This window comes from Micromonospora sp. CPCC 206171, assembly GCF_036906755.1.
Lineage (GTDB): Bacteria > Actinomycetota > Actinomycetes > Mycobacteriales > Micromonosporaceae > Micromonospora > Micromonospora purpureochromogenes.
This window is the reverse complement of the sequence record NZ_JBAKHT010000001.1, coordinates 440,292-456,953: the sequence shown is the minus strand read 5'-3', so window position 1 is coordinate 456,953 and position 16,662 is coordinate 440,292. Positions and strand designations below refer to the sequence as shown.

At 73.7% G+C, this 16,662-nt stretch carries 14 protein-coding genes and 1 pseudogene; 5 read left to right on the top strand and 10 right to left on the bottom strand.

Translation table 11 applies throughout. From position 1 onward, the window contains the following. The first annotated feature begins 93 nt into the window (after window positions 1–93). Complete coding sequence (locus V6U89_RS02065; protein WP_334568847.1) at window positions 94–1,695, top strand: phytoene desaturase family protein; 1,602 nt, start codon at window positions 94–96, stop codon at window positions 1,693–1,695. On the opposite strand, the gene V6U89_RS02060 is transcribed toward V6U89_RS02065, so the two are convergent. Together V6U89_RS02060 and V6U89_RS02055 are read right to left on the bottom strand one after the other, a co-directional pair. Further along, window positions 1,676–2,323, bottom strand: a complete 648-nt coding sequence (locus tag V6U89_RS02060) for a TMEM175 family protein (RefSeq protein ID WP_334568846.1) — start codon at window positions 2,321–2,323, stop codon at window positions 1,676–1,678. The two genes, V6U89_RS02065 and V6U89_RS02060, sit on opposite strands and share 20 nt — an antisense overlap. 113 nt (window positions 2,324–2,436) lie before the next feature. Next, entirely contained in the window at window positions 2,437–4,017 is a 1,581-nt protein-coding gene (locus tag V6U89_RS02055; RefSeq protein WP_334568845.1) for a Rieske 2Fe-2S domain-containing protein, read from the bottom strand. Window positions 4,018–4,184: 167 nt separating this feature from the next. Here V6U89_RS02055 and V6U89_RS02050 point away from each other — a divergent pair, with 167 nt between their 5' ends. Continuing rightward, window positions 4,185–4,406 carry a DUF2631 domain-containing protein gene (locus tag V6U89_RS02050; protein WP_334568844.1) on the top strand — a complete coding sequence of 74 codons (222 nt, stop codon included), beginning with the start codon at window positions 4,185–4,187 and terminating at the stop codon, window positions 4,404–4,406. A gap of 87 nt (window positions 4,407–4,493) precedes the next feature. Here the strand turns inward: V6U89_RS02050 and V6U89_RS02045 are convergent, their stop codons facing one another. The 8 genes and pseudogenes from V6U89_RS02045 to V6U89_RS02010 all read right to left on the bottom strand — a co-directional run bounded on the left by V6U89_RS02045 (window position 4,494) and on the right by V6U89_RS02010 (window position 13,352). Continuing rightward, window positions 4,494–5,546, bottom strand: coding sequence for a DivIVA domain-containing protein (locus V6U89_RS02045; RefSeq protein ID WP_334568843.1), 1,053 nt, complete (start codon window positions 5,544–5,546; stop codon window positions 4,494–4,496). Between the two features lie 20 nt (window positions 5,547–5,566). Beyond that, window positions 5,567–6,718, bottom strand: coding sequence for a 23S rRNA (adenine(2503)-C(2))-methyltransferase RlmN (rlmN, locus tag V6U89_RS02040; protein ID WP_334568842.1), 1,152 nt, complete (start codon window positions 6,716–6,718; stop codon window positions 5,567–5,569). Between the two features lie 104 nt (window positions 6,719–6,822). Then, window positions 6,823–8,121 carry a phosphatidate cytidylyltransferase gene (locus V6U89_RS02035; RefSeq protein WP_334568841.1) on the bottom strand — a complete coding sequence of 433 codons (1,299 nt, stop codon included), beginning with the start codon at window positions 8,119–8,121 and terminating at the stop codon, window positions 6,823–6,825. 415 nt (window positions 8,122–8,536) lie between these two features. After that, on the bottom strand, window positions 8,537–9,094 hold the full coding sequence (frr, locus tag V6U89_RS02030) for a ribosome recycling factor (protein ID WP_334568840.1): 558 nt from the start codon (window positions 9,092–9,094) through the stop codon (window positions 8,537–8,539). Between the two features lie 84 nt (window positions 9,095–9,178). Next, window positions 9,179–9,946 (bottom strand): UMP kinase, encoded by a 768-nt coding sequence (gene pyrH / locus V6U89_RS02025; protein ID WP_334568839.1) that lies wholly within the window; start codon window positions 9,944–9,946, stop codon window positions 9,179–9,181. Window positions 9,947–10,109: 163 nt separating this feature from the next. Continuing rightward, complete coding sequence (tsf, locus tag V6U89_RS02020; protein WP_334568838.1) at window positions 10,110–10,937, bottom strand: translation elongation factor Ts; 828 nt, start codon at window positions 10,935–10,937, stop codon at window positions 10,110–10,112. 136 nt (window positions 10,938–11,073) lie between these two features. Next, complete coding sequence (rpsB, locus tag V6U89_RS02015; protein ID WP_334568837.1) at window positions 11,074–11,946, bottom strand: 30S ribosomal protein S2; 873 nt, start codon at window positions 11,944–11,946, stop codon at window positions 11,074–11,076. 403 nt (window positions 11,947–12,349) lie between these two features. Continuing rightward, window positions 12,350–13,352, bottom strand: a pseudogene (locus V6U89_RS02010) (hypothetical protein). Window positions 13,353–13,543: 191 nt separating this feature from the next. Between V6U89_RS02010 and V6U89_RS02005 the strand changes: the two are divergent. From V6U89_RS02005 to V6U89_RS01995, 3 genes are read left to right on the top strand one after another with little or no spacing between them, the layout of a single operon-like run. Continuing rightward, window positions 13,544–13,903: a YraN family protein gene (locus tag V6U89_RS02005; RefSeq protein WP_334568836.1), complete on the top strand. Its 360-nt coding sequence runs from the start codon at window positions 13,544–13,546 to the stop codon at window positions 13,901–13,903. Between the two features lie 22 nt (window positions 13,904–13,925). Beyond that, window positions 13,926–15,446 carry a YifB family Mg chelatase-like AAA ATPase gene (locus V6U89_RS02000; protein WP_334568835.1) on the top strand — a complete coding sequence of 507 codons (1,521 nt, stop codon included), beginning with the start codon at window positions 13,926–13,928 and terminating at the stop codon, window positions 15,444–15,446. Then, window positions 15,443–16,657, top strand: coding sequence for a DNA-processing protein DprA (locus tag V6U89_RS01995; RefSeq protein WP_334568833.1), 1,215 nt, complete (start codon window positions 15,443–15,445; stop codon window positions 16,655–16,657). Before V6U89_RS02000 ends, V6U89_RS01995 begins: the two co-directional genes overlap by 4 nt. Window positions 16,658–16,662 lie beyond the last annotated feature (5 nt).

Below are 16,662 nucleotides of genomic sequence, written 5' to 3'. Positions count from 1 at the left end.
ACCCTGCCGCCACGCGCAGCCCTGCCGCCGCTCAAGCCCTCCCGCCGCTGAAGCCCTCCCGCCGCGGGCCGCGCCGCACTAGGCTGCCCGGGCATGAGCGAAGCGAGTGAGCTGCCGGCCCGCGCCGACGTCGTGATCGTCGGATCCGGGCACAACGGGCTGGTCTCGGCCGTCCTGCTGGCCCGCGCCGGGCTGGATGTGCTGGTGCTGGAGGCGGCGGAGGAGATCGGCGGGGCCACCCGCACCGAGAACCCGTTCCCCAAGGTCCCCGGGCTGCGCCACTCCACCGGGTCGTACCTGCTGGGGCTGATGCCGCCGGAGCTGCTCGCCACGCTCGACGTGCGGATCCCGGTGCTGCGCCGCGACCCGCACTACTTCCTGCCCACGCCGGGCGGCATCGGCTCGCCGTACCTGCTCTTCGGCAGCGACACCGCGGCGACCCGCAAGCAGCTCGCCGAGTTCTTCTCCCCCGCCGACGCGGCGGCCGACGACGCGTTGCAGGCCGAACTGGCCCAGCTGCGCGAGGACCTGGCGCCGGCCTGGCTGGCCGAGCCGCTGCCGGTGGAGGAGACCGCCGAGCGGTACGTCCGCCCGGCGCTGCGACAGGCCTTCGTCGACCTGGTCCGCGGCTCGGTCGCCGACCACCTGGCCCGCTTCGACTTCCGCTCCGAACTGCTGGTCAGCATGTACGCGGTCACCGACGGCCTCTCCGGCCTCAACGCCGGCCCGGACGACCCCGGTACCGGACACAACTTCCTGGTGCACAACATGTGCCGGCTGCCCGGCGCGGACGGCACCTGGATGATCGCCCGGGGCGGCATGGGCACCGTCTCGCGGACCTTCGCCGAGGCCGCCCGCGCCGCCGGGGCCACCATCCGCACGGGTACACCGGTGACCGGGGTGACCCTGGACGGCGGCGCGGCCAGCGGGGTGACGCTCGCCGACGGCCGGCACGTCGCCGCCCCGGTGGTGCTCGGCGCCTGCGACCCGTACCGGCTGATGGACCTGCTGCCCGACGGCGCGCTCCCGGCGCCGCTGCACGAGCGGATGACGGCGGTCCGCCGCCCCGGCACCACCCTGAAGCTGAACCTGGCGCTGACCGGGCTGCCCCGCTTCGCCTGCCTGCCGGCGGGGGCGCCGAGCCCGTTCGGCTCCACCATCCACCTGCTCCCCGGCTCGGCCTCGCTGGTCGGCGGGGGCGGCGAGGCGCCGATGGCCGCGCTGCGCGCGATGTGGGCGGACGTGCAGGCCGGGCGGCTGCCCGAGGAGCCGACCATCGAGTGGTACCTGCACACCACCGTCGACCCGTCGCTCTCCGACGAGGCCGGCCACCACTCCTCGGCCCTGTTCGTGCAGTCGGTCCCCTACGAGTTGGCCGGCACCACCTGGGACGAGGCCATGCCCGGGTACGTCGAGAAGCTGATCGCCATCTGCGAGCGGTACGCCCCCGGCGCCGGCGACCTGATCGCCGACGCGGTGCCGCTGTCCCCGCCCGGCATCGAGGCGCACTTCGGCATCACCGGCGGGCACATCCACCACGTCGACAACACCGTCTCGTTCACCGACCGCATGCCGTACGCGACCGGCGTCGACGGCGTCTACGCGGGCAGCGCCGGCTGCCACCCGGCGGGCAGCGTGATCGGGGCCGCCGGCTACAACGCCGCCCGTCGCATCCTCAGCGACCTCGGTCGCTGACCTCACCGCCGGCCTCGGCGGGGGGCAGATCGCCGGGGCGGCGGATGAGGGAGAGGCCGACGAGCAGCAGGTAGAGGACGAGGCTGAGGATCGGGTCGACGAAGACGAAGGCGAAGGCGATCAGATAGAGCAGGGGGCGCACCAGCAATCGCCGCGAGACCGCCCGGGCCAGCTGGGGGTCCAGGTCGGGGTGGAGCAGCCGCCGCCGTCGAGCCCACCACCAGCTCAGGTTGAAGAAGAGCGACTCGCCGAGCACGGTGCCGAGGTAGAGGCCGGCGGTCAGCCGCTGCTCGGTCGCGCTGCCGCGCAGGTTGTCCGACAGCAGGTCGGCGGTGAACGGGATGGCGGCCACGAAGAGCAGCACGAGCAGGTTGAACACCAGCAGCAGCTGGTCGACCCGGACCACGTACCGCCACATGTTGTGATGGCCGAGCCAGATCTGACCGGCGATCCCGAAGGTGATCACGTACGCCAGGTAGGTCGGCCAGGCGTGGGCGAGGGCGTCGGGAAGCTCCCTCCCGCCGGCCCTGGCCGGCCCGTACTGGAGCAGTTCGACGGCCATCACCGTCAGCACGACCGCGAAGACGCCGTCGCTGAACGTCTCCACCCGGGAGGCGTCCCGGGTCATCTCCCGGTCACGCCTGAACCGGTATCCGCTCCTGCCCGCGCCGTCGGCCACGCCGCCGCCCCCCTTCCCGACCTGATGGTCACCCGGCGGGGGCGGCGGGCGCGGGGAAACCGCTAGCTGAGCGCCTCCCCGGCGGGCGCGGGGGTCTGCTCGTCGGCGCGGTGCGCGCGGATCTTGTGGCCGACGCTGGTCAGGCAGCGGCCGCTGGGCATGTCGAACTTCCAGCCGTGCAGCTGGCAGGTGAGCTGGTCGCCCTCGACGATGCCGAACCGGCTCAGGTCCGCCTTCAGGTGCGGGCAGCGGCGCTGCACCACCCAGTCGCCGATGGTGATGTCCTCGGCGTCGACGGCCCGCTCGTGCTCGTCGTACCAACCCTCGGCGTACTGGAGACGCTCCTCCGAGAGGCACTTGAAGAAGGCGTAGACGAACTCGTTGTACTGGCCGATCCGGGCCGCCGAGAAGCGGCACGAGAGGAAGAGGGAGTTGACCCAGTCCACCTCCCCGATGTGCAGCAGGTGCTCGATCAGCGCCCGCTCGGTACGGAACCGGTAGCGCACCTTCTCGTCGGCGTACGGCCGGACCTCCTTGCCCGGGAAGTCCACCACGATCGACTCGACGCTCTCGCCGTCGTAGCCGACCAGGTCGAAGCGGACCGGGCCGCCGACCCCCTTGGCCAGGTAGATCGACTCGTCCAGCAGCGGCTCGATGCGGCGCTTCATCTCGCCGAGCACGTCCACCTCGGGGTGCCGCCAGGACGCCTTCTCCGCCTCGATGATCGGGCGCTTGCGCTCCCGCATCTCCTCCAGGTGGGCCACCTTGTTCGCGAAGAACTCCTCCACCGGCACCGGGTGGGTGGTGCTCGCGCCCTCCGTGGTCACCTCGGCGACGCTGCCCGGCAGCAGCACGATGCCGTTGGTGCCGCCGACCTTGGCGTACTCGGCGAGGAAGACCGACTGGTCCGGGAAGATGTTGCCCTCGTCGCCGTGGATGTCGTTGAACTGCCACAGCGCGTCGTCGAGGAAGCACGGCGGGCCGGCGATCGGGAAGACGTGGTCAGCCTTCAGGTCGTCGATGTATCGCCAGGTGCGGTCGAACTGCCGGTCGCGCTTCTGCTTGCCGAACGCCGTCTTGGCCGCCTGCGGCAGCTCGTAGACCATCGGGTACCAGATCGCGCCGGAGAACTGCAGCAGATGCGCGTGCACATGACCCAGCTCGGCGAAGACGCTCAGGTCGGTCGGGCGGGCGTCGTTCTGGTTCAGCAGCCGGACCCCGTCGTACTCCACCCAGAGCGAGGAGTCGCCGATCGGGCCGTCGGTCGGGCTGGTCAGCGCCTGAATCATGATCTTCAGGCCGCCGTCGAGCTCCACGACCTGCTCGTTCGGGGCCTTGAGGAACTTCGTGAAGCCGAGCGCCCGCAGCTCGTCCTCCATCTCCGAGGTGGGGAACTCGGGCAGGAGCACGGTGGCGTCCTTGGAGACGTACCGCTTGAGGTGGGCGGCGTCGAAGTGGTCCCGGTGCAGATGCGAGACGTACAGGTAGTCGACGTCGCCCAGGGCCGCCCAGTCGAGCTGGGAGTTGTCCGGGAAGGGGAACCACGAGGCGAAGTAGGCGGGATTGACCCACGGGTCGCACAGGATGCTGCCCGCGGCCGTGTCGATCCGCATGCTGGCATGTCCCGTACCGGTCACTCGCACCGCAGTCCCCCTCAAAACGACAATCAAGGTGTACGTCAGAACGCTACCGGAGGCAGTGTTGTCGCCGACCCGCGACGCCGTACCCCCATCAGGCCGGACCCTGCGCCGGGCCCGCCGCGGGGCGTGCCAGACTAACCGGAGATCCGATCGCGAGGGAAGGACCGACAGTGGCAGGAAGCGAGCCGGTAACCGCGCCAGATCAGCACAAGCCCGGGCACCGCAGGTCCGGACGGATCGGCGCGGTGCTCTCCGCGTTGGCGCTGCTGGCGATGCTGTGCGGCAACCACGAGGGCAGGGTCGAGGACATCTGGCTGGTCGGCCTGGCCGCGCTGCTGCTGGCGATCGTCATCGGCGACGCCGTGCTGCGCCGCAACGGCCTGCGCTCCTGACCCGACCGCCACGCCGGACCGGACACGTACGAAGGGCCCACCCCCTCGGGGGTGGGCCCTTCGTCACATCGGTCCTCGCCGCGCCGGTCAGCGGCCGAAGAGGATGTCCTGCACGTCCTTGAGCGCGGCGTCGACCTCGGCCTCGAAGTAGCCGCCCGGCACCAGACCGAAGCGCAGGGTGTCCAGGTCCTTCGGGTTCACCGGCATCGGGTTGCGGCCCTGCATGCCGCCGAGCAGCGTCTCGAAGAACCGGTCCACCTGGTCCGGGTCGTACCCGCTGCCGAAGCGACGGACCTGGAAGCTGCGCCGGATCTGGTCGACCCGGTAGAGGTCGCTGCCGGGCGGACCGGCCATCGGCGGGCCGCCCACCGGCGGACCGGCCATCGGCGGCGGGCCGCCCATCGGCGGGCCACCGAGCGCCGGCGGCTGCATGGGCGGGCCGGCCGGGCCGCGCCCGCGCATGTCGCGCTGGTCCCGCTCCGGCATCCGGATCTCGGCGGTCATGTCGGCGCGGCCGTGCCGGCCCGCCTCGAAACCGTCGAACCGGGGATCCTCCGGGGCGCCGTAGCCACCCGGACCGGGGGGCAGGCCACGCTGCGGCGGACCGCCGTGCCCGCCCTGGCCACCGGGACCACCCGGACCCATCGGGCCACCCGGGCCGGGGCCACCCGGGCCGCGCGGAGCGTCGTAGCCGCCCCGGGGGGCGTCGTACCCGCCGGCGAAGGCGCCGGTGGGCTCGTCGTACCGGTTGCCGTAGCCCTGCGGGCCGGCCTGGGCCGGCATCGCACGCGGCGGGAGCGGCTGCGGCACCGGGGAGAGGCCGCGGTGGTCGTCGCGCATCGGCGGGCCGAGGCGGTCGGCGCCCCGCGGGTCGGCGCCGCGACCGCCGAGGCCGCCGCGCTCCTCCAGCTCGGCCAACTGCCGCTCGACCCGGTCCAGGTGCAGGTCGACCTGCCACTCGTCGTAGCCGTTGAAGCGGACCCGGAAGACGACGTCGTGGACCTCCTGGGAGGCCACGGGCGCGCCGACCGGCTGGCCGGCGAGTGTCGCCTCGACCCGGTCCAGGAAGGCGTCCACCTCGTCGACCTTGTATCCCCGGCGGAGCGCCTTACGCCGGAAACGCTGACCCTGACTCGCCACTATGTCTCCTGGTCTCGTCGCTACGCCCGGTCACGCCCGCGCGGCGCATCGGTGTCCCTGTCCTCGGTGGCAGCCAACTGCCCGCACGCGCCGTCGATCTCGCGCCCCCGGGTGTCCCGCACCGTCGTGGACACCCCGGCCTCGCGGAGTCGCCGGACGAACTCGCGCTCGACCGGCTTCGCGCTCGCGTCCCAGCGGCTGCCGGGTGTCGGGTTGAGCGGGATGAGGTTCACGTGGGCCAGCTTGCCGGCCAACAGCCGCCCGAGCAGGTCCGCCCGCCACGGCTGGTCGTTCACGTCCTTGATCATCGCGTACTCGATCGACACGCGGCGCCCCGTCCGGGCCGCGTAGTCCCACGCTGCGTCCAGCACCTCGGCTACCTTCCAGCGCTGGTTGACCGGCACGAGTTCGTCGCGCAGATCATCATCGGGCGCGTGCAGCGACAGCGCAAGGGTCACTGAGAGGTCTTCGCTGGCCAGTCGGCGGATGGCCGGAACCAGGCCGACCGTGGAAACGGTGATGTGCCGCTGCGACAGGCCCAGGCCCTCGGGGGCCGGCGCGACCAGCCGACGGATCGCCGCCACCACCCGGTTGTAGTTCGCCAACGGCTCGCCCATGCCCATGAAGACGACGTGCGACAGCCGCGGCGGCGACCCGGCTACCGCGCCGGAGGCCGCGACGCCGGCGAGGTAGACCGCCTGGTCGACGATCTCCGCCGTGGACAGGTTGCGGGTCAGCCCGGCCTGGCCGGTGGCGCAGAACGGGCACGCCATGCCGCAGCCGGCCTGGCTGGAGATGCAGACGGTGACCCGGTCCGGGTAGCCCATCAGCACGCTCTCCACCAGCGAGCCGTCGTGCAGCCGCCAGAGCGCCTTTCGGGTGGCGCCGTCGTCGCAGGCCAGCTCGCGGACCGGGTTGAGCAGGGTCGGCAGCAGCGCGCCGGCCAGCCGCTCCCGGGTGGCCGCCGGCAGGTCGGTCATCAGCTCCGGGTCGCGCACCAGCCGGCCGAAGTAGTGGTTGGAGACCTGCTTGGCGCGGAAGGCCGGCTCGCCCAGCTCGGTCACCAGCGCCTGCCGGCCCGGCAGGTCCAGGTCGGCGAGGTGGCGGGGCGGCATCGCGGGCCGGCGCCCGGGGGCGTCGGGGTCTACGGGGATCACAGGCAGGCTCGTCATGGCCGGTCCAGTCTGACACGCCGACCGGGGAACACAGCCGTCCGGAGGTGCCGAATCGACCCCCACCGGGCGGGCGACACGGTTTCCCGGGCGTGATTCATGCCTCAGCCCACCACCGGCACGAAGACCGCCAGCAGCAGGTACGCGGTGGGAACGGCGAAGAGGATCGAGTCGAGCCGGTCCATCAGGCCGCCGTGCCCGGGCAGCAGGTTGCTCATGTCCTTCACGCCCAGGTCACGCTTGATCATGGACTCGCCGAGGTCGCCGAGGACCGCCGCGACGGAGACCGCGACCCCGAAGAGCGCGCCCCACCACGGCGCCAGGTCGAAGAGCAGCCAGAGCAGCACGGCGCTGCCGACCGCCGCCGCCGAGACCGAACCGGCGAAGCCCTCCCAGGACTTCTTCGGGCTGATCGAGGGGGCCATCGGGTGCTTGCCGAAGGACACCCCCGCCGCGTACCCGCCGGTGTCGGAGAGCACCACGGCGACCAGGGTCGCCAGCACCCGCAGGTGCCCGTCGTCGGGCGCCGCCGCGAGCAGTGCCGCGAAGCCGCCGAGGAACGGCACGTAGACCGCGATCAGGGTGGCCGCGGTGAGGTCCCGCTGGAAACCGCCCGGGCCGTCGCCGAGCCGCCAGATCATCGTGCCCAGCACGGTGACCAGCAGCCCCAGGCTGAGCGCGTCCGGCCCGGCGTACCAGGCCAGCCCGATCATCAGCACGCCGCCGGCGATCAGCGGCACCAGCGGCGGGTGGGCGCCGCTGCGGCGTACCGCCCGGGCCATCTCCCAGATGCCCACGCCGATCGCGCCGGCCACCACGGCGAGGAACGCCGGCAGGTAGAAGAAGAGCGGGACCAGGATCAGCGCGCCGAGCCCGAGGCCCACGCCGATGGCGGCCGGCAGGTTGCGGCCGGCCCGGCTGGGCGCCGGCTGCCCGGTCGCCGGTCGGTCCGCGCTGGCCCGCCGCCGGCCGGGCTGCCGCCGGCCCGGGGGCCGCTGCGGGTCGCGCTCCGGCTCGGCGGACTCCCGCACCGGGGGGAACTGGGAGGTCGGCACGTCGTCGTCGCGGACCGGCGGGAGCGAGGAGGTGGGCATCTCGTCGTCGCGCGGCGGGCGCCCGGGACCGCGCCGGTCGTACCCGTCGTCGTAGGCCCCGTAGCGGTCGACGTCGTGGCGCTCGTACGGGTCGCCGTGCCCGTCGTACGGGTCGAGGGCGGGCTCGTCGTACCGGCGGGCGGTCGAGCGGGGGCGAGCCTGCGGGCCGGCGTACAGGTCGGCGCCGGACTGCCGGTTCCACGGGCCGGTGGGCTCGACGTCACGCTCCGGCCAGGGCAGCGCGGGCGGGCGTTCGGGTCGGTCCCAGCCGCGAGGCTCGGCGCCGCCGTAGGGGTCGGGGTGGGACATCACGCACCGAGCGGGGACGGTACGAGTTCCACCACATGCCGCAAGACCAAGGCCATCCCCTACACGCGTGACTGTTCCGTCCGGTTGACCGGCCCGATGGCCGGCCGATTCCCGCCGTTCACCGCGCGGTGGCCGGGAATCGTGCCGAGCCTACTGCACGGGGCGGCCGGGGGCGGCGGACGAGGCCAGCCGGCCACCGGCACCCGGTCGCAGGGACGGTACGACCAGGCACCGGACGGTCGCCGGCGGCCGGGCGGGCCGTCGCGGTTCGAGTTGCACGACGCGTACCGGGGGAGGACGTTGACCGGGACGACCCGGAGCGTGCGGATCCCGCGCCGGACGAGGTGAGGCCCGCTCCCCGGGTTCCGGGGGGCGGGCCTCGGTGGCCTTCGGACGGGGCGTCCCGTCCGGGCGGCTACACCTCGAGCAGCTCGGTCTCCTTGTGCTTGACCAGATCGTCGACGCTGGCGACGTACCGCTGGGTCAGGTCGTCGAGCTCCTTCTCGGCGCGGCGGCCCTCGTCCTCGCCGACCTCGCCGTCCTTGACGAGCCGGTCCAGCTCTTCCTTGCCCTTGCGGCGGATGTTGCGGATGGCCACCTTGGCCTCCTCACCCTTGTGCCGGGCCACCTTGATCATCTCGCGGCGGCGCTCCTCGGTCATCTGGGGGAGCAGGATGCGCAGCTGGTTGCCCTCGTTGTTCGGGTTCACGCCGAGGTCGGAGTCGCGGATCGCCTTCTCCATGGCGTTGATCTGCGAGTTGTCGTACGGCTTGATGATCACCATGCGCGGCTCGGGAACCCCGATGGAGGCCATCTGGGGCAGCGGGGTGGGGGTGCCGTAGTAGTCGATGACGACCTTGGAGAACATGGCGGCGTTGGCGCGGCCGGTGCGGATGGCGCCGAACTCTTCCTTGGCGTGCTCGATGGCACGGTCCATCTTCTCTTCGGCCTCGAGGAGGGTGTCGTCGATCACCGGTCTCCTCGCCTCCTTCTGTTACTCGTGGTGGGCTCTGCTGCTGTCCGTCGGAGGACCGCCGAGACGGTCGGCCGGGGGAGTTCAGGCGGTGATCAGGGTACCGATCTTGTCGCCGCCGACGGCGCGAATGATCGTGTCGTCGCCCTGGGCGCCGAAGACCAGCATCGGCAGGCCGTTCTCCATGCAGAGGCTGAACGCGGCGGCGTCGGCCACCCGCAGGTTGCGGCGCAGCACCTCCGAGAAGGTGATCGAGTCGAACTTGCTGGCGGAGGGGTCGATCCGGGGGTCGGCGGTGTAGACGCCGTCCACGCCGTTCTTGCTCATCAGCACCACGTCGGCGCGGATCTCCAGCGCGCGCTGGGCGGCGACGGTGTCGGTGGAGAAGTACGGCATGCCGGCGCCCGCGCCGAAGATGACCACGCGGCCCTTCTCCAGGTGCCGGATGGCGCGCAGCGGGATGTACGGCTCGGCGACCTGGGCCATCGTGATCGCGCTCTGCACGCGGGTCTCGATGCCCTCCTTCTCCAGGAAGTCCTGGAGGGCGAGGCAGTTCATCACGGTGCCGAGCATGCCCATGTAGTCGGCCCGGGCCCGGTCCATGCCGCGCTTCTGCAGCTCGGCGCCGCGGAAGAAGTTACCGCCGCCGACCACCACGGAGACCTGCACGCCGCGGCGGACCACGGTGGCGATCTGCCGGGCAATGGCCTGTACGACGTCCGGGTCGACGCCGATCGCCCCGCCGCCGAAGACCTCGCCGGAGAGCTTCAGCACCACCCGGCGGGCGCGCCCGGGCGGCGGCGCCGTCGGGTCGTCCGCTTCCAGGCTCCGGTCACTCACAACCTGCGTCATCCGCCCCGCCCTTCCCCGCGCGCACGTCCTGCACGCCATGTACCCCGCAACTGCCGCTGCCGACCCTATGTGACGAGGAGGCCGCGGTGCCTGTCACGTACACCGGCGGCCTCCTCGTCGACGTTTCCTGCCCTCGGACGCGTCACACGCCCGATCCGGCGGCTCAGGCCTGGCCGACCTCGAACCGCAGGAAGCGGGTCACCTCGATGCCGGCCTCGGCCAGCACCTGCTTCACGGTCTTCTTGTTGTCGGCCACCGACGCCTGCTCGACGAGGACGTAGTCCTTGAAGAAGGCGTTGACCCGACCCTCGACGATCTTCGGCAGCGCCGCCTCGGGCTTGTTCTCCTCGCGGGCGGTCTGCTCGGCGATGCGCCGCTCGGACTCGACGACCTCGGCCGGAACCTCGTCCCGGGTGAGGTACTTCGGCCGCATGGCGGCGATCTGCATGGCGGCGGCGCGCGCGTCGGCGTCACCGGCCTCGTCGGTCTGGCCGGCGTACTCCACCAGCACGCCGACGGCCGGCGGCAGGTCCTGGCTCTTGCGGTGCAGGTAGACCGCGACGTTGCCGTCCAGCTTGGCGAAGCGGTTGAGCACCAGCTTCTCGCCGATCTTGGCGGACTGCTCCTGGATCAGGTCGGCGACGGTCTTGCCGTCCAGCTCGGAGGCGAGCAGCTCCTCGGCGTTGCTGACGCCGCTGCGCTCGCCGTGCTCGACCAGCTGCTGGGCCAGGGCGACGAACGCCTCGTTCTTGGCGACGAAGTCGGTCTCGCAGTTGAGCTCCAGCAGGGCCTTGCCGGAGTGGGCGATCAGGCCGTTGGCAGCGGTACGGCCGGCCCGCTTGCCCACGTCCTTGGCGCCCTTGACACGCAGGATCTCGACGGCCTTGTCGAAGTCGCCCTCGGCCTCGGTCAGCGCCTTCTTGCAGTCCATCATGCCGGCGCCGGTGAGGTCGCGGAGCTTCTTGACGTCCGCGGCGGTGAAGTTGGACATGGCTCTCTCTTCGATGTCGGAACTGCGGGGTGGGATGGTCTGGGTGCCGGTTACCCGGATCCGGGCCGGATGTGCCCGGCGTACCCGCCGCTCCCCACCGTCGGTGAAAACGGACGGTGGGGAAGCGGCGGTGCGGTCACTCCGCGGCGGCGGTCGCCGGCTGCTCGGCCGGCTTCTCGGCCGGCTGCTCAGCCTGCTGCGCCGGCTGCTCGTCGGCCTTCTTCGGCTCCTCGAGCAGCTCGCGCTCCCACTCGGCCAGCGGCTCGTCGGCGCCGACCTGGCCCGGCTCGGGCTTCTCGTCGGTGCCCCGGCGGCGGCCGGAGCGGGCGATCAGACCGTCGGCGACGGCGGCGGCCACGACCCTGGTCAGCAGCTCGGCCGAGCGGATCGCGTCGTCGTTGCCCGGGATCGGGAAGTCGACCTCGTCCGGGTCGCAGTTGGTGTCGAGCACCGCGATCACCGGGATGCCCAGCTTGCGGGCCTCGTCGACGGCGATGTGCTCCTTCTTGGTGTCGACCACCCAGATCGCGGCCGGGAGCTTCTGCATGTCCCGCAGACCACCGAGGGTCTTGGTGAGCTTGGTCTTCTCGCGGAAGAGCTGCAGGGTCTCCTTCTTGGTGTAACCCGCGGCGGTGCCGGTCAGGTCACCCAGGGCCTCCAGCTCCTTCATCCGCTGAAGGCGCTTGTACACCGTCTGGAAGTTGGTCAGCATGCCACCGAGCCAGCGGTGGTTGACGTACGGCTGGCCGACCCGGGTCGCCTGCTCGGCGATGGCCTCCTGGGCCTGCTTCTTGGTGCCGACGAAGAGGATGCTGCCACCCTCGGCGACGGTCCCGCGCACGAACTCGTAGGCCTTCTCGATGTAGTCGAGGGTCTGGCGCAGGTCGATGATGTAGATACCGTTGCGCTCGGTGAAGATGAAGCGCTTCATCTTCGGGTTCCAGCGCCGGGTCTGGTGCCCGAAGTGGACACCGCTCTCCAGCAGCTGACGCATGGTCACGACGGCCATGGTGGGTACTCCTATTGTCCCTGGTTGTCCCGTCCGGCCGGCGGCCGGACGCCTGGCGCCCGGTCGTCGGCCATGACGGACCCGACCAAGATCGGGACCAGGGAGGCCGCCGCCCCACGACGAACCGTGGAGAGGGCGCGCGAGGTCGACCGCGCGAGGCGGTCGCCAGTCGACCAGTGTACGCGCCTGTCGCGCCGCCGAGCTGGCGGGTGCGCGAACCCGCCGGTCCGATGCTCCGGTCGCGAATTCGGACGCGGCACGCCGACCGGATCTCCGGCACCTGCTCCGCGCCGCGCCGACCCGGGCCCGCGAGGCCGCGTCCCGCCCGGGTTGGCGCGCGGCGTCCCGCCCGGGGTCGGCGCGCCGCGTCCCGCCCGGGTCGGCGCGCGGCGTCCCGCCCGGGTCAGCCGGCGGCGAGCGCGGCGGCGAGGAAGAGCACCAGCCCGACGGTCAGGTAGGCGGTCGGCGGGCGCAGCCAGCCCCGCGCCCCGTCGGCCATTGCCAGGCCACCGGTGCGCAGCCCGTACAGGCCGGCGGCGAAGATCGGCAGCCCGGTGACGAGGAAGGTGCCGACGACGACGTGCGACGTCGAGACCGGGTCGCCGGTCAGGCCGTGCAGCAGCACCCGCAGCGCGGGAAGCTCGAAGACCAGCACCAGCGCGACGAGGAGCACCGCCAGCGCCGGCCGCCGGGTCCGGTAGACGCCGTCGGAGGGCCCGCCGGGCGGACGGTACGCCGCCTCGGGGCCCACCGCGCCGTCCACGCGGGGCATGACCGCGGGCATCGGGCCGGTCGGCATCTCCAGCGGGTGCGCCGGCTCGGCAGGGCGGGTCGGCTCGACGATCGGGTACCCGCCCAGCGGAACGGACCGCACCGGATCCGGCCGCTCCCCCACCTCCACGCCGGCCGGCCCGGGACCGCCGAGTCGGTCGACACCGCCGGTCAGCGGCCCGGCGCCGGTGGTGGAGAGCCGGTCTACGGAGGTCAGCGGACCCGCGCCGGTGGTGGTGAGGGGGTCGGCGCTCTCCCGGGCCGCCCGCCGGCCGGGGCGGTCGCCCGGCAGCTCGCCGGAGACGTCGGGGTCGTCGGCACGGCGTGAGCGGGTCGGGCGGTATCCCTCGGAGTCGCCCCGCGAGTCACCCAGCGGGTCCGCCGCGCCGTAACGCCCGGTCTGGTCGTACCGTCCCGGGCCGCCCGGATCGCCGAACCGGCCCTCCTCCGCCGCGCGCTGCTCGGGGGTCGGGTACTCGTCGTCCCGGATGCGGGACTCGCCCGCGCCACGCCAGTCCGGCTCGCCGTAGCCGCGCTCCTGCCCGGCGGGGTACCAGCGTGACTCCTGATCTTCGGGATAGCTCCGTCGTGCGTCCACGTCCGGCACCGTATGCGACCCATCCCAGCGGCGCCATTCGTCCCTCCCGGCACAGGTCCGGGCGCTTCGGCGGCGGAGCCCTCCCCCGGCCGACGGCGGCCGGCCGTGACCGCGGGCCCCTAGCACGGGACACCCATGATCGTCCGCCCGTCCACAGGCCGGCTCGTCGTCCACAGGCACCCCGCCGCGGCCCCCGGCGCGAACGCCGGCCGGACCACCCTGACCGGCATGACGAAGCGGAACCAGGCGGTCGGCGCGTACGGCGAGCGGTGCGCCGTCCGGCACCTGATCGGTGCCGGGCTGCGCCCGGTCGCCCGCAACTGGCGCTGCCCCGACGGGGAGATCGACATCATCGCCTGGGACGGCCGGGTGCTCGCCTTCTGTGAGGTGAAGACCAGGAGCACCGACGACTACGGCACCCCGGCCGAGGCGGTCGTGCCGGCCAAGGCCCGCCGGTTGCGCGGGCTCGCCGCCCGCTGGCTGGCCGAGAGCGGGGTCGACGCCGACGAGGTGCGCTTCGACGTGCTGGCGGTCCGGCTGCCGGCCGCCGGCGCGGCCCGCGTCGAGCACCTCAAGGGGGCGTTCTGATGCGTACGCCGGGGGTGGTGGCGTGAGCTACGCGAAGGTGTTCAGCGTGGGGCTGGTCGGGGTCACCGGCCACCTGGTCGAGGTGGAGGCCGACCTGGCCGCCGGGCTGCCAGCGGTGGTCATCTCGGGGCTGCCCGACAGCGCCCTGCACGAGGCACGCGACCGGGTACGGGCCGCCATCGTCAACTCGGGTCAGCGCTGGCCCAACCGGCGGATCACGCTCAACCTGCTGCCCGCGACGATGCCCAAGTACGGCTCCGCCTTCGACCTGGCCATCGCGGCGGCGGTGTTGGGCGGCTCCGGCGAGCTGCCGCTGGTACCGCTGGACGGCGTGGTGATCCTCGGCGAGCTGGGCCTGGACGGGACCGTCCGGCCGGTGCGCGGGGTGCTGCCGATGGTGGCGGCCGCGGCCCGGGCGGGACGGGACCGGGTGATCGTGCCGGTGGAGAACGCCGCCGAGGCGGCGGTCATCCCCGGGATCCGGGTCCGGGCCGTCGACACGCTGCACCGGCTGGCCTGCTTCGTCCGCGACGGCAGCCCGTTGATCGAGCCGCCCGCCGCGCCGGCGCCGCCCCCGGTCGACGGCCCGGATCTGGCCGAGGTGGCGGGGCAGGCGCTGGGCCGGCGGGCGCTGGAGGTGGCCGCCGCGGGCGGGCACCACCTCGCCCTGCTGGGGCCGCCCGGCGCAGGCAAGACCATGCTCGCCGAGCGGCTCCCGTCGATCCTGCCGGAACTGGACGACCCCGCCGCGCTGGAGGTCACCGCGCTGCACTCGATCGCCGGCCTGCTCCCGCCGGGCGGCCGGCTGCTGCGCCGGCCGCCGTTCCAGGCGCCGCACCACACGGCGACCATCCCCTCCCTGGTCGGCGGCGGGTCCGGAATCGCCCGGCCGGGGGCCGTCTCGCTGGCCCACCGCGGCGTGCTCTTCCTCGACGAGGCGCCCGAGTTCAGCAAGGGCGCGCTGGAGGCGCTGCGGCAACCGCTGGAACACGGCCGGATCCGGCTGGCCCGCAGCGGGGGCGGCACCGAGTACCCGGCCCGCAGCCAACTGGTGCTGGCGGCCAACCCGTGCCCGTGCGCGAAGCCGGCCGGCGACGCGTACTGCGAGTGCAGCCCGCTGGCCCGGCGGCGGTACCTGGGCCGGCTCTCCGGGCCGTTGCTGGACCGGATCGACGTGCAGGTGAAGCTGCTGCCGGTGCGGGCGGCGGAGCTGATGGAGGTGGCCGTGGCCAGCGAGTCCTCGGCGACCGTGGCCGCCCGGGTCGCCACGGCCCGGCAGGCCGCGGCGGTGCGCTGGGCTCCGGTGGGTCGCCGGCTCAACGCCGAGATCCCCGGCCCGTACCTGCGACGGCCGCCCTGGCGGCTGCCCGCCCGGGACACCGCCGAGCTGCGCGGCCGGCTGGACTCGGGCGCCGTCTCCGCCCGTGGCTTCGACCGGATCATCCGGCTGGCCTGGACCATCGCGGACCTCGACGGGCGGGCCCGGCCGCAGCGCGAGGACGTGTTGGAGGCCATCCAACTCAGGACGGGAGAGGGAGCATGAGCACCAGCGAGGAGCGGCTGCTGGCCCGGGTGGCGTTGACCTGGCTCACCGAGCCGGGCACCCGGTCGGTGCACCGGCTGGTCCAGCAGCTCGGCCCGGTGGCGGCGCTGGACCTGCTGCTCGACGGGGGCGCGCCGGAGGCGAGCCTGCACACGGCGGTGTCGGCGCGCACGGCCGCCGGGGACGCCCGGGCCGCCGCCGCCGACGCGCTCGCCCGCACCGAGCGCGTCGGTGCCCGCATCCTCACCCCGGAGGACGAGGAGTGGCCCGCCCGCCTCGACGACCTGAGCCGGCTGGTGCTGCCCGGGGCGGGCCGGCGGGTCGACCTGGAGACCGCCCCGCCGCTCTGCTTCTGGGTACGCGGCGGCTGGCCGCTCGGCGAGGCGCTGGACCGCTCCGTCGCCGTGGTCGGCGCGCGGGCCGCCACCGGGTACGGCCTGCACGTCGCCACCGAGATCGGGTACGGGTTGGCCGAGCGGGACTGGACGGTGGTCTCCGGCGGGGCGTTCGGCATCGACGCGGCGGCGCACCGCGGCGCGTTGACCGCCGGCGGGCTGACCGTGGCCGTGCTGGCCTGCGGCGTCGACCGGCCGTACCCGATGGGCAACGCCGCCCTGTTCGACCGGATCGCCGAGACCGGGCTGCTGGTGAGCGAGTGGATGCCCGGCGCCGACCCGCTACGGCCGAGGTTCCTGATCCGCAACCGGGTGATCGCCGCCGCCACCCGCGGGACGGTGCTGGTGGAGGCGGCGGCCCGCAGCGGAGCGACGCAGACGGTGAACCGGGCGATCGCGATGGACCGGCGGGCGATGGTGGTGCCGGGCCCGGTCACCTCGGCGATGTCGGTCGGGGCGCACGAGGTGCTGCGGGAGCAGCCGGCCGCGCGGCTGGTGACCGGGGTGCCGCACGTGCTGGAGGAGGTCGGCCGGATCGGGACGGACCTGGCCCCGCCCGCACGAGGTCCGGAGCGCCCGGCCGACCTGCTCGACGACGAGGCGACCATGGTGCTGGAGTCGCTGCCCCGGCGCGGGGTGGTCGGGCTCGACGCGCTCGCCGCGCGGGCCGGGGTCGACGTACGGACGGCGATGCGGAAGCTGTCCCTGCTGGAGGAGCTGGCGATGGTGCTCCGCCGGGACGGCGGGTACGCCCTGGCGCGGCCCGCCACGTCGGCGCGCGCCCCCGCCGGCCCGGGGCGAGGGGCCGGGCGGTGACCGGG

Coding starts and splice junctions, on each gene's coding strand:
- V6U89_RS02005 (WP_334568836.1), top strand. CDS start 13,544: ATGACGAAGCGGAACCAGGCGGTCGGCGCGTACGGCGAGCGGTGCGCC.
- V6U89_RS02060 (WP_334568846.1), bottom strand. CDS start 2,323: ATGACCCGGGACGCCTCCCGGGTGGAGACGTTCAGCGACGGCGTCTTC.
- rpsB (WP_334568837.1), bottom strand. CDS start 11,946: ATGGCCGTCGTGACCATGCGTCAGCTGCTGGAGAGCGGTGTCCACTTC.
- tsf (WP_334568838.1), bottom strand. CDS start 10,937: ATGTCCAACTTCACCGCCGCGGACGTCAAGAAGCTCCGCGACCTCACC.
- rlmN (WP_334568842.1), bottom strand. CDS start 6,718: ATGACGAGCCTGCCTGTGATCCCCGTAGACCCCGACGCCCCCGGGCGC.
- V6U89_RS02035 (WP_334568841.1), bottom strand. CDS start 8,121: ATGTCCCACCCCGACCCCTACGGCGGCGCCGAGCCTCGCGGCTGGGAC.
- V6U89_RS02065 (WP_334568847.1), top strand. CDS start 94: ATGAGCGAAGCGAGTGAGCTGCCGGCCCGCGCCGACGTCGTGATCGTC.
- pyrH (WP_334568839.1), bottom strand. CDS start 9,946: ATGACGCAGGTTGTGAGTGACCGGAGCCTGGAAGCGGACGACCCGACG.
- V6U89_RS01995 (WP_334568833.1), top strand. CDS start 15,443: ATGAGCACCAGCGAGGAGCGGCTGCTGGCCCGGGTGGCGTTGACCTGG.